This is a genomic window from Acinetobacter sp. V104_13, from assembly GCF_031798995.1.
GTDB classification, from domain to species: domain Bacteria; phylum Pseudomonadota; class Gammaproteobacteria; order Pseudomonadales; family Moraxellaceae; genus Acinetobacter; species Acinetobacter pittii.
In genome coordinates this window covers 150,128-173,119 of sequence record NZ_JAVQNP010000026.1, presented here as the reverse complement: position 1 = coordinate 173,119, position 22,992 = coordinate 150,128, and the positions used below count along the sequence as shown (strand labels likewise).

General features: G+C 39.4%; 20 protein-coding genes and 1 pseudogene. 3 read left to right on the top strand and 18 right to left on the bottom strand.

The window, feature by feature from the left end; translation table 11 throughout:
* Window positions 1-88: 88 nt before the first annotated feature.
* The 6 genes and pseudogenes from RMB06_RS12195 to lgt all read right to left on the bottom strand — a co-directional run bounded on the left by RMB06_RS12195 (window position 89) and on the right by lgt (window position 4,307).
* On the bottom strand, window positions 89-1,144 hold the full coding sequence (locus tag RMB06_RS12195; protein WP_311079674.1) for a DUF4105 domain-containing protein: 1,056 nt from the start codon (window positions 1,142-1,144) through the stop codon (window positions 89-91).
* A gap of 14 nt (window positions 1,145-1,158) precedes the next feature.
* Window positions 1,159-1,668: a dihydrofolate reductase gene (locus tag RMB06_RS12190; protein WP_002114723.1), complete on the bottom strand. Its 510-nt coding sequence runs from the start codon at window positions 1,666-1,668 to the stop codon at window positions 1,159-1,161.
* A gap of 44 nt (window positions 1,669-1,712) precedes the next feature.
* The gene (gene thyA, locus RMB06_RS12185) at window positions 1,713-2,555 is read right to left on the bottom strand and encodes a thymidylate synthase (RefSeq protein ID WP_017398793.1); all 843 of its coding nucleotides are present in this window, start codon (window positions 2,553-2,555) and stop codon (window positions 1,713-1,715) included.
* 18 nt (window positions 2,556-2,573) lie between these two features.
* Window positions 2,574-3,039: pseudogene (locus tag RMB06_RS12180) on the bottom strand (hypothetical protein).
* A gap of 9 nt (window positions 3,040-3,048) precedes the next feature.
* Window positions 3,049-3,408 (bottom strand): hypothetical protein, encoded by a 360-nt coding sequence (locus RMB06_RS12175; protein WP_002115133.1) that lies wholly within the window; start codon window positions 3,406-3,408, stop codon window positions 3,049-3,051.
* Between the two features lie 80 nt (window positions 3,409-3,488).
* A complete protein-coding gene (gene lgt / locus RMB06_RS12170; protein WP_005066098.1) occupies window positions 3,489-4,307 on the bottom strand; it encodes a prolipoprotein diacylglyceryl transferase in 819 nt (272 codons plus the stop codon).
* A 93-nt stretch (window positions 4,308-4,400) separates the two neighbouring features.
* Here lgt and RMB06_RS12165 point away from each other — a divergent pair, with 93 nt between their 5' ends.
* A complete protein-coding gene (locus tag RMB06_RS12165) occupies window positions 4,401-5,180 on the top strand; it encodes an NRDE family protein (RefSeq protein WP_032005164.1) in 780 nt (259 codons plus the stop codon).
* Window positions 5,181-5,227: 47 nt separating this feature from the next.
* Here RMB06_RS12165 and RMB06_RS12160 read toward each other — a convergent pair whose 3' ends face one another.
* The 5 genes from RMB06_RS12160 to RMB06_RS12140 all read right to left on the bottom strand — a co-directional run bounded on the left by RMB06_RS12160 (window position 5,228) and on the right by RMB06_RS12140 (window position 11,330).
* The gene (locus tag RMB06_RS12160; protein ID WP_311079668.1) at window positions 5,228-7,561 is read right to left on the bottom strand and encodes a PhoX family phosphatase; all 2,334 of its coding nucleotides are present in this window, start codon (window positions 7,559-7,561) and stop codon (window positions 5,228-5,230) included.
* 205 nt (window positions 7,562-7,766) lie between these two features.
* Window positions 7,767-9,719 (bottom strand): alkaline phosphatase PhoX, encoded by a 1,953-nt coding sequence (locus RMB06_RS12155; protein ID WP_311079667.1) that lies wholly within the window; start codon window positions 9,717-9,719, stop codon window positions 7,767-7,769.
* 175 nt (window positions 9,720-9,894) lie between these two features.
* Entirely contained in the window at window positions 9,895-10,665 is a 771-nt protein-coding gene (tatC, locus tag RMB06_RS12150) for a twin-arginine translocase subunit TatC (RefSeq protein ID WP_017398798.1), read from the bottom strand.
* Window positions 10,662-11,099 carry a Sec-independent protein translocase protein TatB gene (gene tatB, locus RMB06_RS12145; protein ID WP_002114889.1) on the bottom strand — a complete coding sequence of 146 codons (438 nt, stop codon included), beginning with the start codon at window positions 11,097-11,099 and terminating at the stop codon, window positions 10,662-10,664. The genes tatC and tatB overlap by 4 nt, the downstream gene beginning before the upstream one ends.
* Before the next feature lie 12 nt (window positions 11,100-11,111).
* Window positions 11,112-11,330, bottom strand: coding sequence for a Sec-independent protein translocase subunit TatA (locus tag RMB06_RS12140; RefSeq protein WP_002114991.1), 219 nt, complete (start codon window positions 11,328-11,330; stop codon window positions 11,112-11,114).
* 253 nt (window positions 11,331-11,583) lie between these two features.
* On the opposite strand from RMB06_RS12140, the gene RMB06_RS12135 reads away from it, so the two are divergent.
* Complete coding sequence (locus RMB06_RS12135; protein ID WP_057085655.1) at window positions 11,584-12,459, top strand: AEC family transporter; 876 nt, start codon at window positions 11,584-11,586, stop codon at window positions 12,457-12,459.
* 192 nt (window positions 12,460-12,651) lie between these two features.
* On the opposite strand, the gene rdgB is transcribed toward RMB06_RS12135, so the two are convergent.
* From rdgB to RMB06_RS12100, 7 genes are all read right to left on the bottom strand, one after another.
* Window positions 12,652-13,278, bottom strand: a complete 627-nt coding sequence (gene rdgB / locus RMB06_RS12130) for an RdgB/HAM1 family non-canonical purine NTP pyrophosphatase (protein WP_002114893.1) — start codon at window positions 13,276-13,278, stop codon at window positions 12,652-12,654.
* A gap of 174 nt (window positions 13,279-13,452) precedes the next feature.
* Window positions 13,453-14,040, bottom strand: a complete 588-nt coding sequence (locus RMB06_RS12125) for a tetratricopeptide repeat protein (RefSeq protein ID WP_005804213.1) — start codon at window positions 14,038-14,040, stop codon at window positions 13,453-13,455.
* Complete coding sequence (gene metW / locus RMB06_RS12120) at window positions 14,037-14,630, bottom strand: methionine biosynthesis protein MetW (protein ID WP_001217230.1); 594 nt, start codon at window positions 14,628-14,630, stop codon at window positions 14,037-14,039. The genes RMB06_RS12125 and metW overlap by 4 nt, the downstream gene beginning before the upstream one ends.
* Complete coding sequence (locus RMB06_RS12115) at window positions 14,630-15,790, bottom strand: homoserine O-acetyltransferase (RefSeq protein ID WP_002114709.1); 1,161 nt, start codon at window positions 15,788-15,790, stop codon at window positions 14,630-14,632. The genes metW and RMB06_RS12115 overlap by 1 nt, the downstream gene beginning before the upstream one ends.
* A gap of 83 nt (window positions 15,791-15,873) precedes the next feature.
* Complete coding sequence (gene leuA / locus RMB06_RS12110; RefSeq protein ID WP_005066113.1) at window positions 15,874-17,571, bottom strand: 2-isopropylmalate synthase; 1,698 nt, start codon at window positions 17,569-17,571, stop codon at window positions 15,874-15,876.
* Window positions 17,572-18,031: 460 nt separating this feature from the next.
* Complete coding sequence (locus RMB06_RS12105; protein WP_032035366.1) at window positions 18,032-18,715, bottom strand: Fe2+-dependent dioxygenase; 684 nt, start codon at window positions 18,713-18,715, stop codon at window positions 18,032-18,034.
* Window positions 18,716-18,821: 106 nt separating this feature from the next.
* Window positions 18,822-21,110, bottom strand: a complete 2,289-nt coding sequence (locus RMB06_RS12100) for a TonB-dependent siderophore receptor (protein WP_311079660.1) — start codon at window positions 21,108-21,110, stop codon at window positions 18,822-18,824.
* A 414-nt stretch (window positions 21,111-21,524) separates the two neighbouring features.
* Between RMB06_RS12100 and tig the strand changes: the two genes are divergently transcribed.
* Window positions 21,525-22,859 carry a trigger factor gene (gene tig, locus RMB06_RS12095; RefSeq protein ID WP_002114878.1) on the top strand — a complete coding sequence of 445 codons (1,335 nt, stop codon included), beginning with the start codon at window positions 21,525-21,527 and terminating at the stop codon, window positions 22,857-22,859.
* Window positions 22,860-22,992 lie beyond the last annotated feature (133 nt).

The window sequence follows — 22,992 nt, the reverse complement described above, 5'->3', positions numbered from 1 at the left end:
TATTTCCTGCCTATTACAATAGGGTTTATGTATTTAAAATACAAAGTAAAGCATGTATAAAAAAGTAAAGAAAAGTGCATTACTTATTTCATTTAGCTTTAGGTAAACCTTGTCGAACGATTTGAGAGAAGTGTTGACTACTCTGATCTGAAAGCTGTTCAAAATTTTCAGTACGTGGGTTGATATGCGCAATTTGATACCACTGTTTTAAACTGATATTTTGATTAAGTGCTTTAAGGTCATATAAATAATTAGGTAAGTAACCCGAAGCGATTAGACGATAATCTTTAGGAAGTTCATAGGGGTTAATCGCTTGAACCATATCAAAAATTAAAGTTGTACAGTTACTCGTAAGTGTGTTATACCACTCTGGCTTCTTGCGCAGCTCATCCGATTTCTTAAGATATTCTAAAAATAGCGCTTTTTGCTCGCTACGCGGCATATTGACTGGGAAATTATAAACCTGCTCTTTGCGGATGTTACTGCGCGTGTAGACAATATCTTTTTCATCAGAAGCAATTAAGCTCAGTTCATATTTTCTAAAAAAACCGCCAATTGCCGAAAACTCCTCAGTCTTTTCTTTACGAATCTCGATTGAGAAGACTAGTGGTTGTTGGTGTGCAAATTCGAAACTTACCAGTGTGTGAGCAATTTGTGGTCCCATCCAGTAAGAAGTAATGATATTTACTCCATTTAACTGGTTGAGGTCAAAAGTGCGGGTTTCCCATCGCACATCATAGGTTCCGTCAGGATGCCAGTTGAAGTTACGAACATTGTGCAAAGTGATCACATCACCGTGCTTTTCGTAACTCAGTATATTGGCAACTTCAGGGTTCCAGTCTCGATCTTGACGTGCAGTAATCGAAAAATACCAAACAAGAGAGCAGGCAAACGCTAAAAGATAAATCAGGATATCGGTACGGCGGCTAACAATATGACCTTCAACATATAAGCCAGCCATGCTGAGTGCAAAAGCAATCCAGATGCCAATGAGTATGCGGCTGCCTAACCAGCCAAAAGGTTGTTGAACCCAAAGCGCTACGCATACCCAAATGCTAGAGAACACAATAAACAGCGTGAATAAACTATGTAATAGCCCAAAAAGTAGAGCAGTAATAAATTCACGTGTTCCGATATTGTGCATAGGCATCCATAAAATTATTTTTTATAAGTGGCAAACTCGAATGAAGTTCCTGATTTTTCATCAACATGCTGTTCACTTGCGGTTTTATGAAACTCACTTGGTATTGTTGGATAATGTGCATCACCTTGCACATCTAAGTCAACATGAGTAAGTTCAAGACGGTCTGCAATCGATAAGGTTTGCTTGAATATCTCGCCCCCACCAATGATGAATAAAGCTTGTTTTTCGGTATTCTTTACATCTTCTAAAGCTGCGTTTAAAGCATCTTCAATTGAATATGCAACTTTAACACCGTCAAATTGCCAGTTAATGTCACGGGTAATTACCCAGTTCACACGGTTTGGTAGAGCACGGCCCATAGACTCAAGTGTTTTACGGCCCATCACGACCACACCGCCTTGTGTGATTTCTTTAAAATGTTTTAAGTCGGCAGAAATATGCCATGGCAACGCATTGCCTTTACCAATACAGTGGTTTTTGTCCATTGCCACAACGTGGACAACTTCTACATTTTGCCATGCCATAATCTTATTCTCTAAACCGTAATCTAATGAAATTTAAGCCGTCTTTATACTGCAACTGGTGCTTTAATTGCAGGATGTGACTCGTAACCTACAATCTCGATATCTTCAAATTTGAAATCAAACAAATCAGTTATTTCTGGATTTAGTTTCAATTGGCATAGCGGTAAAGGCTCACGTGTCAATTGAAGTTTAGCTTGTTCAAAATGGTTTACATAAAGATGTGTATCACCACCAGTCCAGACAAAATCACCTACACCTAAACCGCACACTTGAGCAATCATATGGGTGAGTAGAGCATAACTCGCGATATTAAAAGGCACGCCTAAGAATACGTCAGCACTACGTTGATAAAGCTGGCATGACAATTTGTTGTCTTGTACGAAAAATTGGAAGAGCGTATGGCAAGGCGGTAAGGCAACTTGTCCAGCTTCATTTGGGTTCCAACCAGAAATAATTAAACGGCGCGAGTTTGGATTGGTCTTAATTTCGTTAATTAACCATTTAATCTGGTCAAAACCATCTTGATTATAAGTACCGTCAGCATTTTTAGTTGCGCCGAAATTACGCCATTGATGACCATAGACTGGTCCAAGTTCATGCTCTGGACGGCCAAAGCGAGCAGTTTGTTCTGCTGTTGCCCATTCATCCCAAATTGAAACTTTATTGTCTTTTAGGTATTGGACGTTGGTGTCGCCTTTTAAAAACCAAAGTAACTCAATCACAATCGAGCGGAAATGAACTTTTTTTGTGGTGAGTAAAGGAAAACCTTTAGAGAGATCAAAACGCATTTGATGACCAAATACAGAACGGGTTCCTGTGCCTGTACGGTCGCCTTTGTCACCGCCATTATCAAGGATATGTTGTAGTAGGTCTAAATATGCACGCATAACACTCTCGAGTTCGGATTAATTCCATAAAATAGAAGGGGAGATGGTTTCTGGATCAATAAACCGTGGAAGATAATAACATGGTTTAATGACAGGTAGGAAAGCGAGCAATAGTTTGTAATTAAAATCGTTTAGCACGATTTTGATAAATCGAGACAAGGAAAAAGCCAATCAGTACAAAGCCTAAAGCTTGTATGAGATGAATCCATTTATGTTGAACCGGAAGTAAATACATCAAAATAATAATGATTAAAATAGGATAGATTTTGATTAAAACTCCCAAGCTCGATTTGCCTGATGTGTTGTTTGAAAGTTTGGTATTCAAGTAATGCCCAATATGTAAGCCAAACCCGAAAATAAGGCTGAGTATTGTATAAATAGGAGATAAAGGCTGAACCTGATTGGCTGCATAAACTGCAACACAAACAACAATAATGAAGATAAGTTTGATGTGACGTGGTGCGTTGTACCAATAAGCCAGCATATATTGAGCCTATTTATTAAAAAGTGATTGAGGTGAAAAGATAAAAGCTGCAAGCGCCATAAAAGCGATTCCTTGCACACCCCAGATCAGCAAGTTCGGCATTGTTTTAACAAAAATAAGTGCAAATAAAAGAGCGATAGGTATCCACGTCAGCAGGCGATAAAGTAGGCCAGTTGGATTTTTTTGAGCAAAATGCAATTTAAAATAGCGGCAGATTAAAAAAATAACCCCAGTTCCTGTAAACATTAGAATGGTATCTAAAGGCAGTGGTTGATACTGATATAACCCAATACAGATCAACAGTGTAATAATTAAAATTACTAATTTTTTAAATGTCGGGACTTGAGTGTTAAACCAGAATTCCAGCATGTCGTATCTTCATTTTTGGGAGAGTAAAAACTGTAGCATAAAAAAGAAAAGAGGAGCCGAAACTCCTCTGATTTATCATATTAACTGTTCTTTTGTGGGCCCCAGTCATAGATTTTCTTTTGGTAGGCATACCACATCATCCAAAGGCCAATTAATAGCATTGGAACGGTGAGGATCTGACCTTTAGTCATCCAGCCAAACAAAATAAAACCTTGGTCGGCATCTGGTTGACGGAAGAATTCCATTACGAAGCGTGCAACACCGTAGCCCATTAAAAATAGGGCAGAAACTGCCATGCGTGGACGTGGTTTTGAACTAAACCACCACAAGACAATAAATAGGATTAAGCCTTCACAAATTGCTTGATAAATTTGTGATGGATGGCGTACCAGTTGTAATGGGTCAGTTGGGAAGATCATACCGAATGGATAATTTGGGTCAGTTACTGCACGACCATATAACTCTCCACCAATGAAGTTACCAAAGCGACCAAACATTAAGCCAGTCGGTACACATGGGGCGATAAAGTCGAGGGTTTGGAACCATGTTTTTTGATATTTTTTACACCAAAATAACATCGCAATCATGACGCCTAAAAAGCCGCCGTGGAAACTCATACCACCTGTCCAGACTTGGAATAACCAAATCGGATTTTCAAGGAATTTATCAAACTCATAGAAAAGGACATAGCCGACACGACCGCCCAGAACGACACCTAAAGCACCGTAAAACACCAGATCGGAAACCATTTCTGATGTCCAGCCATCACGCTGTTTGGCACGGTAGGAAGCAAGCCCCCAAGCACATAAAAATGCCAATAAATACATGAGTCCATACCAATGGACTTGAAGAGGTCCTAGATGTATTGCGACCGGATCGATATTAGGATAGGTCAGCATTGCTGCTCCTTGATCTTACGTTTTGACAGATTGTAGCGGAATGATGTGAAAAATGTTGTACATTCAATGTGTAAAGATAGGGAATAAGAAAAGATGTGTATTGTGGCTTTAGCATGGCATGTTCTGGATGATATGCCCTTATGTCTTATGTCAAATCGGGATGAGTTCTATCATCGACCAACAGCATTGTTACATCAGTGGCAACATACACCGATTATTGCTGGGCAAGATTTACAGTCGGGTGGGACTTGGATGGGCGTTACACCTGAAGGCCGATGGGCTGTCTTGACCAATTTTCGTGATGGACGAGATCAAAAATCATATGAAACTTCTCGGGGGCATTTAGTTCAGGCTTTTTTAGAGTCAGATTTATTACCGATTCGATTTGCTCAACAATTAGAACAGCAGCAACAGAACTTTGCTGGCTTTAACCTATTTATGGGAAATGCTGATCAAGCGGTTTATATGAGTAACCGTGGTGAAGCCCCGCAAGTATTAGCCAATGGTGTTTATGTGGTTTCAAATGGTTTGATGTCTGAACATTGGGAAAAAACCAGACATTTAAGAACACGTTTTACGCAAGAGTTTTTGCCTATGCTTCAGCACCAGACGGAAGAGTTAACTTTGCAACATGCTGCATGGGATATTCTTGAAGATGAACGTAAGGTCACAACGGCATTATTACCCAATACCGGCATTCAGCCAGAGATGGAAGAGTTATTATCATCGACTTTTATTCAAAGTCCTGTGTATGGCACACGTTGTTCAAATTTTTTAAGGATGACCAATAACGAATGGCTTTGGCTGGAAAAGACTCAGCAAGGCGAGCATAGTGGTCAAATTGTTCAGCAGCAGGTTCTCTTAAATCGATGATAATAAAAATGCCGATCAATTGACCGGCATTTTTAATCATCTAAGAATTAGCCTACGATCACACCGCCATCTTTACGGGTAATCACAACAGTTGCTGAGCGTGGACGCGCAGTTTTGTTGCTTGGATCTTTCTGGGTGGCTGGCCAGTTACTTTCTGGTGTCGAGTAACTTGCAGAATCTTCACCAGGATGTTGAACATTAATGAAAATTGCTTTGTAGTCAGGTGTCATCGCAATACCTGTAACCTCACATTGCTTAGGTCCCACTAAGAAACGGCGCAAAGTTGAGTCTGTAACTTTAGCACCGACTAAAGTTTGCTGACCATTTGACGTAGTTGCAGGAGCACCATCTCCAATCTGGCCTGGTAGCGCAGCAAGCATCATACAGTTAGTAACATCGGTGTAAGCACCATCATCTGTTTGAATCCAAAGTACGCCACGTGGGTCAAACCACATACCATCTGGAGATGACAAATCATTATTGTCTGTCAGACCCGATAAGTTGATGTTTGAAGCCATAGATGCTTCTGCACCAAATAGGTAAATATCCCATTTGAAGGTTTCAGCAGTGGTTTTGTCATCAGTTTCTTTAAAACGGATGATATGACCGTTAACGTTACCTTTCTGTGTGGTTTTTCCATCTTTAAGGTCTGTATAGTTACGAGGGTTCGCAGCATCGGTCGCGTAATCTTTACCACGATTTGAATTGTTGGTTAGGGTGACATAAACTTCACCGTTCACTGGGTTGACCGTACACCATTCTGGGCGGTCCATTTTTGTAGCACCGACTGCATCGGCAGCTAAACGTGCAAATGTGACAACGTCAGCTTGAGATTTAAATGGGTAGGTCGTGTTGCTTTCATTTAAGCCATTTTTGCCATAGGCAAGTTCAATCCATTGACCTGAACCATCATTATTAAACTTGGCAACATACAATTTACCTGCGTTCATGTATTTGTCGCCAGCCGCATAACCACGATTTACATCTTTGACATCCCACACTGCGGTAGAGACGAATTTATAGATGTACTCACCGCGAGAATCATCGCCCATATAAAATGCTAATGGTTGACCTGCTACGGCACGACAAGCACTATCTTCATGTGCAAAACGTCCCAATGAGGTACGTTTAACCGGATTTAGGCGAACATCAAACGGATCAATCTCGACCATCCAACCGAATGTATTTGGACCGTTACGATAATCTTGGGTAGCTTGTGCAGCTTTTACGTCGGCATTCCAGCGGTCATATAAGTCTTGTGACTCTACTTGACCAATTGCTGTTTCCCAGCCGTAACGCGAACTTGTGCCTAAATAAATTTGTCGCCCTTGTTCATCAACGTTAGGAATGAGCTCACCATTTTTATCTTTTAAGTAAATGATGTTGCCATCTTTATCTTTTTTAGGTGCACCTTTTTCATCTTTCTCATATAGATAAGGTTCATCTTTTTTAACGCCCAACCCGTAACGCTTTAATGCAATTTTTTCTGCATCTGTACGTGCATATTCATCGCTACCTGAACGCTGGAAATAACCAATAAAGTTTTCTTCCGTGGTTAAGTATGTGCCCCAAGGTGTATAACCATTACCGCAGTTATTATGAGTACCGCGAGTTTTACTTGCAGTAGGGGAGAAGCGAGTTGCAAGCAAGCCAGAACCAGCTGCAGCACCTGCAAAATCCATTTCTGTTGATGCTGTAATACGGCGGTTAAAAATAGAACTTTTATCAATTGTTACTTTTTGAGTTGCAGCATCTTTTTTGATGTAAACAATAGAAACGCCATGCGCATTGGTTTCACGAATGACCTCATCTTCAGGGCGGCGTCCATCAACTTTTGTTGGGCCTTTTGGGTGAAGGAAAGTCTGATTAATATATTCATGATTCATGACCAACAAACCTTGCGCTGAAGCACTCTCGTCAAAGCGGTTTGTTGAAGTATTTAAACCAAAATAATGCATACCATCATGACAGTCGCCTGAACGGAACTGGAAGCTTGGGCCAGATGGAATATTATTATCGTCCCAGTCGCCAAAAGCAGGGTTGATTGAATCACCCAAAGCAAAAATGACATTTGCTTCATAGCCTTCAGGTACAGTCACGATGTCGTTATGGTTTTTCGCAACTGCGGTAAAAGTTAATTTTTCTGGTTTTTTATTTGGATCTACAGGTGTGGTTCCACCGTTGTTTGAACCTGAGTCATCATCACTATCATTACAGCCTGTTAAGGTAGAGGCTAAAGTTAGCGCTACAGCACCACTTGCTGCTTTAGTAATTAAACTACGGCGACTGATGTGTTGTTCTAAAATGTCGCGGAAGTGGATATTGTCAGAAGTATTATTGTCCAGTTCTTGGTCTTCATGATATGGCGTCAGCTCTGTCATGGGGAATTCCTAAGTAAATAAAGAGATTGTTCTAAAATTCTTCATGAGCTTAGTTTGTGAATGTGACGAGGCGTTGACGTTTTGATGATAAGTTAATGAAAAGTTCTGTAATTTTTCATTTAATTTTCATAAAAAGTAAAAGTTGAATGTAAAAACATTAAAGCTGGTCTTAGCCAGCTTTAATGTTTAGAGAGCTTATGAAAAATTATTTAGTTGTGACTGAAGGGGCAATTGGGTCTGCTGTAATATAGCCGACGTTAGCACTATAACCATTGTTGTAATTTTGGTTAATTAATGCCTTAACATCCTCAGGTACACTACTACTATCGCCTGGATGTTGGAAGTTGCTCATGATGTAAGTCCAACCATTGATTGAATCTACAGCATGTAAACCTGTTGACTCTGCACCTGCAGGTGTAGAAAGCAGTCGTGTTAACTCTTTGGTATCTACATTGTATGCCCACAAGAAGTTGTTCACGTGGTTACCTGAGTCTTCACCAATGAATAATGTACGTAAAGTTTCAGAGAACTTCAGATTGTCTGGGCTAGCAATTTTGTCTGGGTTCGCTGTATTACCTAAACTATCTTTCGCAGCAAGATCTTCACCCATGAGCAGCATATATGAGTAAAGAGGAACCCACTCACTATTAATTGCGCTGCCTTCATTGTCTGTAAAGCTATTACCTAACTTGTGTGCAAGCACGCCACCAGCAGTAATCTTTTTAGAGAACGCGACATTATGTCCAGCGACATAACCTTTACCGCCAATGACCATTGAATCTTGAATATTAGCTAAAGCAGAGTAAGCAACTTTATCTTTAATATTTACGTTAGTACCTTCCATCTTGGTGAACGCCATACTTGCACCTTTTAGTGCTGCATAACGATGTGTTTCCAAGAAAGCTGCTGCTTTTTCCATACCTGGTTTAAGTTTGACCCAAAGCTGTTTCTTTGCCAAAGTGATTTCAGTATAGCTCGCATCATTTGGATTGGTTGTTAAACTTTCCATGATGTCAGTTGACTTAATCCCACCAGCAACTAAATCCTCAATTTCTTTACTTGTCGCATGGCCAAGTTTGATCCATTGAATGCTAGCAGTTGAGGTTTCAGTTAGCGTATTGATGTATTTAGCAACATATAGTGTCCCTGCAGATAAATCTTTTTCTTTATCTGCAACGAACATGAAGAAACCACCATTGGTGTAGTCATCTCCCATAAGTGCTGTACGGTTGTCTGGCATAACATGGATAAGTTCGTGAGAAATACGACCCAAACAATAGTGCTTTTTAATGCTACCTGTACCATCAAGGTTAACCGTTACTTCTGGCAAATGACCGTAGTTATATGGGGTTGCTTTGGTTTCATCACCAAAGAAGTATTTACCAAGATATTTTGGATCTGTACCGCCAATACCTTGATTGAATGCATCTGGCTCGTATTCTTCACTTGATAAGTGAGTGTTCCAAGGTGATAAGCTAGCACCGCAAGTAATCCATAAACCGTGTACTGGTGCAGTATCAACATTGAAGTATTTTTTAAGTTCTAGGTGACCTGTTTTTTGGTCTTGATCTAAAGTTAAAATTGCGATTGGTGAAGGTAATTGACCGTAAGTATCACCACCTGCTTGGTCTTTAGAGTTGTATTCAAATTGAACGACATGGAACACTGGGTTTGCTACGCCTTCAACTTTCGCACCTTCTAATTGAATTAGAGATGAACCATCTGGACAGTCTGAAAAGAACTGACGCTCTTTACCAGCAACTGACTTATCCATAATTGGATTGCCGTTAACATCAAAATAACCACCCGCAATAATCGTCCCACCACCAAGTTTTGGTACGCTATCACCAGTTTTAAAGAAAGGTTTATAAGCGAGTTGGTATTCAGTACTGGTTGAATTTTCCCAATCAATTTTTAATTTAGAATTCACTACAGTTGTTGCACGATCAGCTGCAGTTGTTGGCGCTGGCATTGCTGTGAATTTTGCATTTTTAAATTTGCTTGGTTGTGGTGTTGGAGTGACTACTGAGCTGTCATCACTATCATTACAACCTGCTAATGTTGCTGCCGTAGCCATCGCTCCTAATGGTAGAAAAGGAATCCCCGAAAACCATTTTAAAATTTCGCGACGCGTTGGTTGAGTAGAAGCAGTTGTCATAAGAAATCCGTAAATTTTGTGGGTATATTTGTTGAGTTGATTCTATGGACTGAAAATGACACTTTTCTTACATTTTTAAGTCACTTTGAAGACAGTTTATTGCTTTGTAGATTAAAAAGTGTTCTACATAAAAAAGCCTGAACTTGTAGGTTCAGGCTTTTCCTTAGAAACTATTTTATTCAGCAGAATGGGCTTTTCTTTTCTCAAGAATTTTACCAAAGAGTAGGCCAAGTTCGAAAAGCAACCACATTGGGATGGCTAACATCACCATTGAAATTGCATCTGGTGGGGTAATAAACATCGCTACAAAAAAGCATCCAACAATGATAAAACGTCGCTTTTCAGCAAGGCTTTTTGTATTTACCACACCGATTAAAATAAGGAGGAGTGTCGCGATTGGAATTTCAAAAGTCAGTCCAAATACTAAAAATAACTTTAAGCAGAAGCTTAGGTAGCTATTAATATCCGTCATCGGTGCAACAGTTTCAGGCGATACACTAATAAAGAAATGTAAAATTGCTGGAAGAGTAATGTAATATGCAAAAGCAACACCCGCATAAAACAAGACAATACTACCGATGAGTAATGGTAGTGCTAAATGACGTTCTTTTTGATACAGCGCTGGACGAACAAATGACCAGATTTCATACAGAATAAATGGCATTGCCAGCACAAGTGCGACAAATAAATTGAGTTTAAAAGGTGCCATGAATGTTGCAGTGACATCGGTTGCAATCATTGACGAGGAGGTCGGAAGTTGCAGCCTCAAAGGTTCAGATAGTAATTGGTAAGTATTATTTCTAAAAGGTAATAAGCAAAAAAATAAAAATAAGGTTACTCCGACAATCCTAAATAAATGACGTCGTAAAACGACCAAATGGCTCATGATTGGCATTTGGTCTAAATTTTCCTGATTATTTACAGTGGTTGAAGGCAGTTGGTTCATACGGCAATCTTCAATTTAACAGGTGATGTCTCTGAAATATCAGTTGATGATGCTAAAGGCATAAATTTTCTAATGTATGGGACTTTATAATGGCCTGATATAGGAAGACATATCCGAATAGGTTGGGGCACTGATTTGGTTGCCTCAGCCTTATCTATATTTTCAGAAATATTCTGCTTTTGAATTTCTTCAAGCTGTTGTTGTACTTTACGTTCTAGTGCTTCAATGCGGTTGAGTTCTTCTTGCATTTCTTTTCGAAACTCAGAAAGACGCAACTCTTGATCAATCTCATTTTGCAAATTGGTAATATAACGTTTTAGACGAACATACCAACGACCAGCAAAGCGTGCAGCTTCTGGAAGTTTATCTGGACCTAAAACTAAAATTGCAATAATTGCAAAACAGAGTAGCTCTGTCATTCCTACATCAAGCATGGTCGAAAACCTTTAGCTTTTTACTGATGTGCTGTCAGGTGTTTTGACTTGGGCATCAATGGTACGTGGAGTATTAAGAGCAGTAGTCTCATCTTCTTCACGAACTGATTTTTTAAAGTCTTTTACTGCACCGCCTACGTCTTTACCGATATTTTTTAATTTAGACGTACCGAATAATAAAATAACGACAATTGCAAAAATAACGACATGCCAAATAGATAAACCGGCCATGATCTTATACCTCTTTTTCAGTTTGCTTTATATCAACAGGTTGCCATGACAGGAATGTGACATTTATATGTCATTTTTAAGACAATGAATGGCTGCCAAAATCTAAAAAGTTAATTTTATAAACTGCATATCTCCTTTTTTTATTTATACATAGTTTGAAAAAAGTCACTTAAATTACTTGAAATGGAGAATACATTTGATTTTGAAAAGGTGTAGCATAGCAAGCTGGTTTTAATGAGCAAGAGGAGAGAGCATGGCGCTACTACTGCCTGTATTGGCATTTATCACAGGACTTCTACTTGCTCAGACTTCCATTGCAGAAACCATAAAACCTATTCTTTCAGCTTGGCTTGCACGACTCCTGATTCCAATTGTTATTATTTACAACATGGTATTTTATCAGCCAGGTAGTTTGAGTTTGATGCTGTTTAGCTTCGGTTCAGCATTTCTTATTTTCTTTGCCTATTTAGCTCTATTTAAAGATAGATTATTAGCGCTATGCGTGAGTTATACCAACATGGGGTGGCTTGGCTTTCCCTTTGCCATGGCTTTATTTGGTCCTGATGCTACGGCCCCTATTGTGGCTTTATATATTGGTATGTCTCTTTTTGGAAATGCATGGGCTGTTACGGCAGTCACCACTGCACCACAAAGTAAGCTCAACATATTAAAAAAGGTTTTAACCTCTCCACCGTGTATTTCAATATTCTGTGCACTTTTACTTAGGTCGTTAGGTGCTCAACATATCGAGCATCCTGCTATACATTGGGTATATGAAGTTGCCAAGTTTGTCATGACTTTTGCTGGTATGTGTGTGCTGGGAATGTGGCTACGTCGTACTCGAGTGCATTTGAAAGACTTAATTTACAGTACTAAAGCTCAAGCATTTAAAGTAGTGTGCGGATTTATTCTCTGTGGCTTAACTTATAGATTTTTACCCATTCCAAATATCAGTCAGCAAATTGGAGTGATGTTTTTAATGTTCTGTCTGCCACCAGCAGCCAATATTGTAGCGCTAGAAACACATTATCAAGGAACTGGTAGATCTGCGGCTTATATTGCTTCGGGGACGATTGTAAGTTGTGTGTGTATTGCGATTTATGCTGTTTTTTTGCATTTCCCACTATAATTAATTTAAAAATTTTTCCCCTACATCTGCTTGTACGAAGGCGGCATGGATGCCGCCAGTTAGACGGTGGTACATGAGCGTACCATCAGTCTAACAAAAGATTTTTGCTTACTTTTCATCTTTGAAAAGTAAGGTCTGCCTATACAAAGTTTAATATATTCTAACGCTGCATATTGTGGCCATGTGATCAGCTTACTTCTGCAAGCTCTCTTTAAATAACTGCATCGCTTGCCCACGATGACTAATCTTATTCTTGTCTTCTTTAGACAATTCAGCGCTAGACACTTGTAGCTCAGGCAACCAGAACAATGGGTCATAGCCGAAGCCATTTTCACCACGTGCAGCTTCTAAAATTTCACCGTGCCAGATACCTTGGAAAATTTGTGGTAATGGATCTTCTGCATGAGTGACTAAAGCAAGTACGCACACAAACATACCTTCAATCACTTCACCATTTTTACGGTAGGGTAAAAGGTCATTTAATAATTTGGCATTGTTCGCTGCATCGTCACCATGTTCTCCAGCATAGCGTGCTGAATAAATGCCAGGTGCACCGCCTAAGACTGGTACACAAATACCAGAATCGTCAGCCATAGCAGGTTTACCCGAAATTTTAGAGGCATGACGAGCTTTGATAATGGCATTTTCAATAAAGCTTAAACCATCTTCAATTGCATCAGGAATATTAAGGCGACCTTGAGGAATAATTTCTACTGGTAACTTAAGCTGTTCAAAAAGTTTTTCAAACTCTGCGACTTTACCTTTGTTATTGCTGGCAAGAACTAAACTGCCCTGATCAAACCAATGTGGGGTAGACATAATAAAACCAAACTTTATAGCTAATATCGAACATCAGTTATGTTACGTGTTTTTTGGAAGGGGATATAGAGGAAAACAAATAGAATATAAAATGGGATAACCTAAACTGAAGCCACCTTGTAGAGCATACAATGTGGCTTCAGTCGAGTAAGGTTTTTTACGGATGAACCGTTATTATTGTGCTTGAATCCATTTGTCCGCACGGTCACGTGCTGTACGGATTTGTTCTTGAGTTAAGTTCGCTGCTAGAGCAGTTTTCTTACCTTCAGATAGGCTAATCACTTTATTGTCGAGCATGCCATCACGAGTTGAAAGCTCATACCATTGGTAAGCACCAACGTAGTTTTTCTTTTGCTCTTCCATCATCGCAAGGTTATAGCTTGCACGGTTATCACCATTGCTTGCTGCTTTTTCAAAGTATTTACGAGCCATAGACTCATCTTTTTTAACACCAATACCGTCGGCATACATGCGGCCTACGTTTAATTGTGCTGGCGATAAACCTTGATCCGCTGCTGCTTTAAACCATGCGAAAGCCTGTTTGTCATCTTTTGCTACGTCTTTACCATATTGATAATGCGTACCAAGATAAAACTGTGCGCCTGCTTGACCAGCTTTTGCTGCTTTCTGAAGATCGTTAATCCCCATTGTTGAAAAACGTGCAGCCTGACTCGCAACCGATTGTGGCTGGGCGATATAATCTGCATGAGCCTGCATACTTAGCAGTCCTGCAAATAGTGTGCTAAATAATGTCTTTTTCATAGTGCACTCACTCGATAAATAGCGACTTCACCAAACAAATTCGGAACATGTTTGCTTAACAGGCTTCCCTGCTGATTTCCATTGACGGCGAGTCGATTAATAATTTGTATCTGATTTTCAGCACATAGTGCTTCGAAATCTTTAAATGTACATAAATGAATGTTGGGGGTGTTATACCACATATATGGTAGAGCATCCGATACAGGCATCATTCCTTTTAATGCAAGAAAAGAGCGAGTCTTCCAATGCGCAAAGTTTGGAAAAGTAATAATTGCCTGCTTACCCACACGCACCATGTCTCTTAATAAAACATCGGGTGCATCTACGGCTTGCAAAGCTTGTGCCATAACCACATAGTCGAAGGACTGGTCTGCAAAGCGGCTTAAGCCGAGATTCAAATCTTGTTGAATAATATTTAACCCGCGACTGACGGCAATTGCAATCTTTTCTTGATCAATTTCTAAACCATAAGCACGAATTTGATGCTTTTGGCTCATATGAGCGAGTAATTCACCGTCACCACACCCTAAATCGAGTACGCTTGAGCCGGGTTTAATCCACTTTTCTGCTAGTTGTTGATCAATACGCATTAGCTTGCCTCCAGTGATGTCGATTTTAAGTGTTCTTCACCGCCTAAGAAAGCGCGCATGGTTTTGACATACAGTGGAATCGGGAATAAGAACGAGTCATGGCCTTGTTCAGCATCAATGTCGAGATAACTTACTGGCTTATGATTGGTAATAAGTGCATCTACAATTTCTTGTGAGCGGCTTGGTGCAAAACGCCAGTCAGTTGTGAACGAGACAATAAGGAACTGGCATTTAGTTTTACCCATCGCTTCAGTTAAAGAATGACCGTACTCACGTGATGGGTCAAAGTAATCTAAAGCTTTAGTCATGATGAGATAAGTATTGGCATCAAAGTTACGGCTGAACTGTTCACCTTGATAACGTAAATAGCTTTCGACTTGAAACTCGACATCAAAACCGTACATAAATTTGCCAGATTTTAAATCACGGCCAAATTTTTGTTTCATAGCTTCTTCTGAAAGATAGGTGATATGACCGACCATGCGAGCCAGAATTAGTCCGCGTTTCGGATAACTATCATTTTCTAAATAACGGCCATGATGGAAGTCTGGATCAGACAAGATTGACTGACGAGCAACCTCATTAAATGCGATATTCTGTGCTGAAAGCTTTGGTGCACTGGCAATAATCACACATTTTTGTAGGCGGTCAGGGTAGTCTACGGACCATTGTAGTGCTTGCATGCCTCCTAATGATCCACCGACCACTGCATACCAGACATCTACACCCAAACGGTCAGAAAGCATGGCCTGAGTTTTAACCCAGTCGCGTACCGTTACTAATGGGAAATCAGGTCCATAAGGGCGATTGTCATTTTCAGGATTTGGTGAGGTCGGGCCAGTTGAGCCATTACAGCCACCAATATTATTGAGCGAAACTACAAAAAACTTATTTGTATCGATTGCCTTACCCGGGCCAATACAACTATCCCACCATCCAGCTTTTTTATCATCTTCGTGGTGATAACCCGCTGCATGATGATGTCCGGAAAGAGCATGACAGATTAAAATTGCATTTGATTTATCAGCATTTAAAGTGCCGTAAGTTTCGACCATTAGTTCAAAACGTGGCAAAACACGATCACATTCAAGGTGTAATGGTTCTTCAAATTGGAACTTTTGCGGAGTGACTAACCCCACTGAATCAGCTGGAAAAGACACGGGAACATTTCGCCTTTTAAATCTTTCAGGAATAAAAAGAAAGGATACCAAGCTAGGTATCCTTTCCAAAGTCTTTTTTTTAATTAAACAGCGGCGGCAACAACCTGATCTGTACTTAAAACACCTTGATCAATCAAACGGTTGGTACACGCAATAATTGCTTCAATTGATGAGGTGACTGTATTGTCATGGACACCGGCACCAAACGAACCTTTACCTGTACCTTTTACTTGAAGTTCAATTAAGGTTAATGCTTTCGCATTTGCACCTGAACTAATACTACGTTCTTCATAGTTCAATACGTCAATTGGTAATTGAAGAGCATTTAAGAATGCAGAAATTGGTCCATTACCTTCACCACGAAGTTGTTGCGTTTCACCTTCGACATCAATATCAAGTTCGATAATTTGAGTGCCATTAATGTCAGATAACTTGTAGTGTTTGACTGTGTAGTGATGATTCTTCACATCAACATACGCGTCTTTAAATAACGTCCAGATTTCTTTAGCGTTAATTTCTGTACCGTTCTCATCAGCATATTGTTGAACAACCTGACTGAATTCGATTTGCAAACGACGTGGCAACACAACGTTGTAGTTTGATTCTAATAAATAAGCGATACCACCTTTACCAGACTGACTATTTACACGAATTACAGCATCGTAGTCACGGCCCAAATCTTTCGGGTCGATTGGTAAGTAAGGCATATCCCAGATTTCTTCGTTTTTCTGGTACTCGAAGCCTTTTTTAATCGCATCCTGATGTGAACCAGAGAATGCAGTAAATACCAAGTCACCTGCATATGGATGACGAGGGTGTACAGGTAAACCAGTACATTCTTCAACCGTTGCAATCACTTCATTAATATTAGAAAAATCTAACTCTGGTGCTACACCTTGGGTATACATGTTCAATGCAATTGCTGCAACGTCAACGTTACCTGTACGTTCACCATTACCGAACACACAGCCTTCAACACGGTCAGCACCTGCCATAATGGCAAGTTCTGATGCAGCAATACCACAGCCGCGGTCATTGTGGCAGTGAACAGAAATAATTACACCATCACGACGTGCCAAATTACGATGCATCCATTCAATTTGGTCTGCATAAACATTTGGTGTAGAAACCTCGACAGTCGCTGGCAAGTTTAAAATAACTTTATGATCTGGACGTGCATCCCAGATTTCTGTGACGGCATCACAGACATCTTTAGCCACTTCCAATTCAGTTGCAGAGAAACATTCTGGGCTGTATTGGAAAATCCAGTCTGTTTGAGGATATTGAGCTGCATACTCTTTAACTTTTTGAGCAGCATTAATTGCTAATTGTTTTGCGCCATCAACATCTACATTCAACACCTTTTGACGGAAGGTTGGAGAGTTGGAGTTATAAATATGTACAATCGCTCGTTTAGCACCTGCCAAAGATTCAAAAGTACGTTCAATTAAATGGTCACGTGCTTGAACCAAAACTTCAATGTATACGTCATCAGGAATATGATTTTCTTCGATCAACATACGAGTAAAATCGAAGTCAATTTGAGATGCAGAAGGGAAACCGATTTCAATATGTTTAAAACCGATTTTCACAAGCATTTTGAACATTTTAAATTTTTGTTCCATGTTCATCGGTTCAAAAATTGCTTGGTTACCGTCACGTAAATCCGTACTCATCCAGATTGGCGCTTTTGTAATTTCGTTATTTGGCCATTGGCGATCTGGTAAATCCACACGCTGGTACATACGGCGGTATTTTTTGCTAGGGTCAGCCAACATCATGAGAAAACTCCTTGTCTCGTAGCGCGGTTGCTCTGGATATATTTAAAAGGCAACGTCTCTACTTAATATATATGGTATCTAATTCAAAAAAATTAAAGGGAATTTCAAAGTGCTGCTTTAAAAAGCAGACAAAATTTTTATACGCGCGCTTGGCGCAGCATCAGGAGTTGCAGATGATGTCTTGCTTGAGTAGGCGGGGCAAACAAGTAATTCGTTTTCATCTCTAGACCGTGAAATAATAAGTTTGGTGGTTTGCAGGTAATCTTGTTATTTAGATATATCACATCTAAACAATGATTACACCTTGTGCAAAATTCTTATCATAATTTTAGTTAAGTTGTTTAGAAAATAATTTTCTAATTTTGCGCTGTTTTGTTTTTTGTGGGAAATAATTTTCATATTTTTGCCTTATTAAGGTAAAAAAGATTATCCAGTCTTAAAAAGGCAAAAATAAATATAGTTACAGTTCTGACCACATACGAATTAAATTATGATAAATGTTGGTCAGCTTCATGACTTCTGGATAGTTATCACCGTGTGATTTACGTAGTTCTCGAATGCTCTCATCAAGATTAAATAAAAGATGGCGTTTACTATCGTCACGGACCAAACTTTGTACCCAGAAAAAAGAAGCAAAACGAGTACCTGAGGTAATGCTACTGACTTCGTGCAGGCTAGTAGACGGGTAGAGCACGACATCACCTGCTGGTAATTTAACTTCGTGATAACCATAAGTATCTTCAATCACTAGGTCACCACCTTCATATTCATCGGGTTCACTTAAAAATAATGTACAAGATAAATCAGTGCGGAGCTGTTCAGAAGTTCCACGGATAAGGCGAATTGAGTTATCTACATGGAAACCAAAGCTTTCATGTTCATCATAACGATTAAAAAGCGGTGGAATAATTTTGTGGGGTAGGGCAGCAGCCTGAAACACTGGATTTTGCCAAATTGCTTTGATGACAAGATCACTTAAATGATGAGTAAGCGGGTCCTGTTCTGAGAGTTGCTGATTTCTTTTCACAGAAGCAGACAAGGTGCCGGCAGTCACTTTCCCACCTACCCAATTGGCGTCTTTCATGAGCTTACGAAACTCGGCAACTTGCTCTTTGTTTAAAACATTGGGGATATGATGAATCACGGCAAATACCTTTTTAATAGATACTTCATTTGTAAAAATAGCCTCATGACGAGGCTATTTTATATGAACTTCAATTAATTCCATAAATAAATTATGGAATTTAACCTTAGTACTTAAAGTTAATCGCTAAGACAGCATTACGACCATTGCCTTCAAATGCGTAGTGAGCTGCATGTGCACTAGTGAAATAACGCTTATCAGAAATATTATTAATATTAAGCTGTAAGTTTACGTTCTTGTTCACGTCGTATTTAGCCATAGCATTGTAAATAGTATAGGTTGGCAAGTATTTCGGAGCAGTCGTATTTACGAAAACTTGATCACGATATTCAACACCAGCACCTAAAGTCAATTGAGGCATTACTCGGTAAGTAGACCATAAAGTAGCGCTGTTTTTCGCTACAAATGGTAATGGTTTACCTTCTTGAGCAACTGCATTGTATGCCGCTTCAGTAATTTCACTATCTAAATAGCTATAGCCTGTAGAAACATCCCATTTGTCGGTAATTTTTCCGTTCAAACTAATTTCAAATCCATCAACTTTACTTTTACCTGCATTGGCAGTCGTAGTAGGGTCGATTTGGATACGTGTATTTTGCTTTTCAGTACGGAAAACTGCTGCTGTTAAGTTCGCACGATTGTTAAACAGGTCCCATTTAGTTCCTAGTTCAAAAGTACGAGCTTCTTCTGGTTTTAGATCATTTGCACTCGCACTTGCAGCACCTGAGTCGCTAATAGAATCTGAACCTGTATCGCCTTCAGCAAGTACACCCACAGGGTTTGCTGATGTAGCGTAGCTTAAATAAATACTACCATCTTCGGTTGGTTTGAAAACTAAACCAGCTTGGTAAGAGAAGTAATCTGTATCGCTTTCTAATTTATCGCCAGTTTTATGAGGAGTACGTCCACCTACGTCCTTATTATATTTTTTCTCAGTTTCGAACTTATCCCAACGAACACCTAAGTTAAGTAACCATTGTGGATTAAATTCAATACTATCTAAAGCATAAACTCCTACATTATGACTGCGTGTCGTAGATTGCGCTTTAATTGCTCCACGTGTGTCATAGAAGGCACCATTTTCAGGATTATTTAAACTCGTACACCAGCCATTTGCTACAGCAGCAGCTGAAGTACAGTTTTGAATATTACTGTCTAAAATAGTCGATGTAGTTTCACCAGCAGCATTAGTAAAGGTGTATACGCCTTGGTCAGTTTCTTGGAAGCTCCACTCAGTACCAACATTAAAAGAGTGTTTTAAGCTTCCTGTATTGAATTTACCTCTTAAAGAAAGCTGATCGCTATAAGCATCGCTATCTAAGATACGGCTTAACGCACGGCGAGCGATTGTACCTCTGTAAATATTACCTTTAGAGTCATCAGCATTCGTATAAACATAATCAGATTTAGACTTGTTATAGGTTGCTACATTCGACAAGGTAAGGTTTTCATTAAAGTCGTGTTCCAACTTAAACGTACCAATGTGATTTTCTCGCTTATCGAAATCACGTGCTTTCCAGCCATAGTAGGTTCCAGCTTTTACATCAACAGGTTTACCATCACCAGGTGTAACAATAACCCCAACTGGAGGTTTGGTTGGGTTTGCATTATTAAATGGAATACCTGCATCAGGTTCATCATTACTACGTAAATAGTAGTAGCTCAGTGTTCCACGTGTTGCTGTATCTAGCCCAAATGCAAGACTTGATGCAATACCGGCACGGGCATATTCTGCACCGTTACTTTGACCAGCTTTTTCATTTTCGTGACCCATGATAACTACACGACCAGCAACTCCGTTACCAAAGTCTTTGTTGGCATCAAGTTGGATATGACGATAGTTGTCAGTACCACCTTGAACACTGCCTTGGTATACATCGCCTTCATGAGCAACTTTAGGGATTAAGTTAATACTTCCACCCACGCTACCACCACCACCAAGGGCAGAAGAAGAGCCTTTAATCACTTCAACTTGTTCAATGGCAAACATATCGCGATTTTGAGACGTTGTATTACGAACACCATCGACATAAATAGAAGACTGACCGCTATAACCACGAATGTAAGGCATGTCGGTAAACGGTGTGCCGCCTTCACCTGCACCTAAAGTAATGCCTGGCTCATAGCGTAATGCTTCGAGTAGGGTATTAGAGTTTGTATCTTTAATTAATTTTTGAGAAAGAATAGAGACTGATTTTGGTGTGTCTTTGAGAGGAGCTACGAATTTAGAGTTTGCAGACTGATCTACTTTTAAAGATTCTTCTTGAGTCGCTTTAGTATGAATTGTTGGTAATTGTGAAACTGTTTCTTGCGCCATGGCTGTTGTTGCAATCATTGATAGCGATGAAGCTATTGCAGAAGAAACAATTTTTTTACGTGTTCTAATCAAAGACATAACTTCAGGACTCTAAAACTAAAAGGTTATGCGAATAATAATAATTCTTATTTATATGTACAGTTTGTGTTAATTGGATTTGCCAATTGAATTGTGAAGGAAAAGTGAATGATTGAATGGGGAAATGTACTTTTATGTAGCTAATCTACTGATTATTGGTAATTGTTTATTAAAGCGATTAAATTCAAAGTTTAATTGTAATTTTAGATTTATAAAGAATAACTAAAAAATTAGTTTTACTTAAGTACTTATGAAAAATATTTAAAGAATCATAAAATTACTGTGAAATTTACTAGAATAATGTCCTTCACTTACATGAAGTGATCGGTTAATTTTGTATATCTTGAAAGTTGTCATATAATACAGCACTTTTTTAAAAACTGTTCCTACTAACTAATTTTTATCGAGGAAGCCATGCAAGTAACGACTGAAGCGGTTTCGGGCGTTGCCCGTCGTTTAAATGTGTCTGTACCGACGAGCCGTATTAACGAGCAATTTGAAGCTCGTTTGAAGCGCACTGCCAAAACTGTGAAGATCAACGGCTTCCGTCCAGGTAAAGTACCTGAAAACGTTGTTCGTCGCGAATACGGTGCAAGCATTTATCAAGAAGTTGTAAATGACATCATTCGTGATAGCGTTTTTGAAGCAATTCAACAAGAAAAAATCAATGCGGTAGGTATGCCGAACATTGAGAAAGTTGAACATAAAGAAGACGCTTTAGTTTTTGAAGCAACTGTAGAAGTTTATCCAGAAGTTGAAGTAAAAGCATTTGACGGCTTAGAAGTTGAACGTAAATCAGCTGAAATCAAAGACGCTGACGTTGACGCTATGATCGAAAACTTGCAAAAACAACGTCAAACTTGGGCTGTAACCAAGGGTATGGCGAAAAAAGACATGCAAGTGACTTTTGACTTTGAAGGCACTATCGATGGTGAGAAGTTTGAAGGCGGTTCTGCTGAAGACTTTAAACTTGTGTTAGGTTCAGGTCGTATGATCCCTGGCTTCGAAGATGGCATCATTGGCATGAAAGCTGGTGAAGAGAAAGTAATTGACGTTACTTTCCCTGAAGATTACCAAGCTGAAAACTTGGCTGGTAAAGCAGCTCAGTTCAAAATCACTGTGAAGCAAGTTGAAAAATCTAAACTTCCAGAAATTGATGCTGAATTCTTAAAAATCTTCGGTGTAACTGAAGAAGAAGGCGTTGAGAAGTTAAAAGCTGACGTTCGTAAGAATATGGAACGTGAAGTTCGCAATGGTTTACGTAACCAAGTTAAACAAGCTGCTTTTGATGCTCTTGTTGCTGCGAATGAAGTTGAAGTTCCAACTGCAATGGTTGCTCAAGAAATTGACCGTCAACGTCAACAAATGGTTCAACAGTTCACTCAACAATTTGGTGGTGCAGGCGCGCAATCTTTTGACAAGAGCATGCTTCCTGACGAATTGTTCAAAGAACAAGCAGAGCGTTCTGTTAAGCTTGGCGTATTGGTAAGCAAAGTTTTAGCTGATGCTAAACTTGAAGTTGACCAAGCTCGCGTTGATGCTTACATTGACGACATGGCTTCTTCTTACGAAGATCCAACTGAAGTGATTGAATACTTCAAAAATGATGCTCAACAACGTGCTCAAATCGAAGCAGTTGTATTAGAAGATCAAGTTGTTGATCACATCTTAGCTGGTGCTAAAGTGACTGACAAAGCTGTATCTTATGATGACTTATTGAAAGAACAACAAGCTCGCCGTATGGGCTAATCTTTTAAGAAGTCAGAAAAAGGCGCCGAAGGCGCCTTTTTTGTTTTTCATTATGTGGTCAATTTGAGTGCGGCATTAAGTACTTAGGTATAAATAATATAATATTTCAGTGCGAACCTTTTGCAATTTGAGA

Coding starts and splice junctions, on each gene's coding strand:
- RMB06_RS12165 (WP_032005164.1), top strand. CDS start 4,401: ATGTGTATTGTGGCTTTAGCATGGCATGTTCTGGATGATATGCCCTTA.
- tig (WP_002114878.1), top strand. CDS start 21,525: ATGCAAGTAACGACTGAAGCGGTTTCGGGCGTTGCCCGTCGTTTAAAT.
- lgt (WP_005066098.1), bottom strand. CDS start 4,307: ATGCTGACCTATCCTAATATCGATCCGGTCGCAATACATCTAGGACCT.
- RMB06_RS12195 (WP_311079674.1), bottom strand. CDS start 1,144: ATGCACAATATCGGAACACGTGAATTTATTACTGCTCTACTTTTTGGG.
- thyA (WP_017398793.1), bottom strand. CDS start 2,555: ATGCGTGCATATTTAGACCTACTACAACATATCCTTGATAATGGCGGT.
- RMB06_RS12125 (WP_005804213.1), bottom strand. CDS start 14,040: ATGAAAAAGACATTATTTAGCACACTATTTGCAGGACTGCTAAGTATG.
- RMB06_RS12175 (WP_002115133.1), bottom strand. CDS start 3,408: ATGCTGGAATTCTGGTTTAACACTCAAGTCCCGACATTTAAAAAATTA.
- leuA (WP_005066113.1), bottom strand. CDS start 17,571: ATGATGTTGGCTGACCCTAGCAAAAAATACCGCCGTATGTACCAGCGT.
- metW (WP_001217230.1), bottom strand. CDS start 14,630: ATGCGTATTGATCAACAACTAGCAGAAAAGTGGATTAAACCCGGCTCA.
- RMB06_RS12100 (WP_311079660.1), bottom strand. CDS start 21,110: ATGTCTTTGATTAGAACACGTAAAAAAATTGTTTCTTCTGCAATAGCT.
- tatC (WP_017398798.1), bottom strand. CDS start 10,665: ATGAACCAACTGCCTTCAACCACTGTAAATAATCAGGAAAATTTAGAC.
- tatB (WP_002114889.1), bottom strand. CDS start 11,099: ATGCTTGATGTAGGAATGACAGAGCTACTCTGTTTTGCAATTATTGCA.
- rdgB (WP_002114893.1), bottom strand. CDS start 13,278: ATGTCTACCCCACATTGGTTTGATCAGGGCAGTTTAGTTCTTGCCAGC.
- RMB06_RS12140 (WP_002114991.1), bottom strand. CDS start 11,330: ATGGCCGGTTTATCTATTTGGCATGTCGTTATTTTTGCAATTGTCGTT.
- RMB06_RS12160 (WP_311079668.1), bottom strand. CDS start 7,561: ATGACAGAGCTGACGCCATATCATGAAGACCAAGAACTGGACAATAAT.
- RMB06_RS12155 (WP_311079667.1), bottom strand. CDS start 9,719: ATGACAACTGCTTCTACTCAACCAACGCGTCGCGAAATTTTAAAATGG.
- RMB06_RS12135 (WP_057085655.1), top strand. CDS start 11,584: ATGGCGCTACTACTGCCTGTATTGGCATTTATCACAGGACTTCTACTT.
- RMB06_RS12190 (WP_002114723.1), bottom strand. CDS start 1,668: ATGGCATGGCAAAATGTAGAAGTTGTCCACGTTGTGGCAATGGACAAA.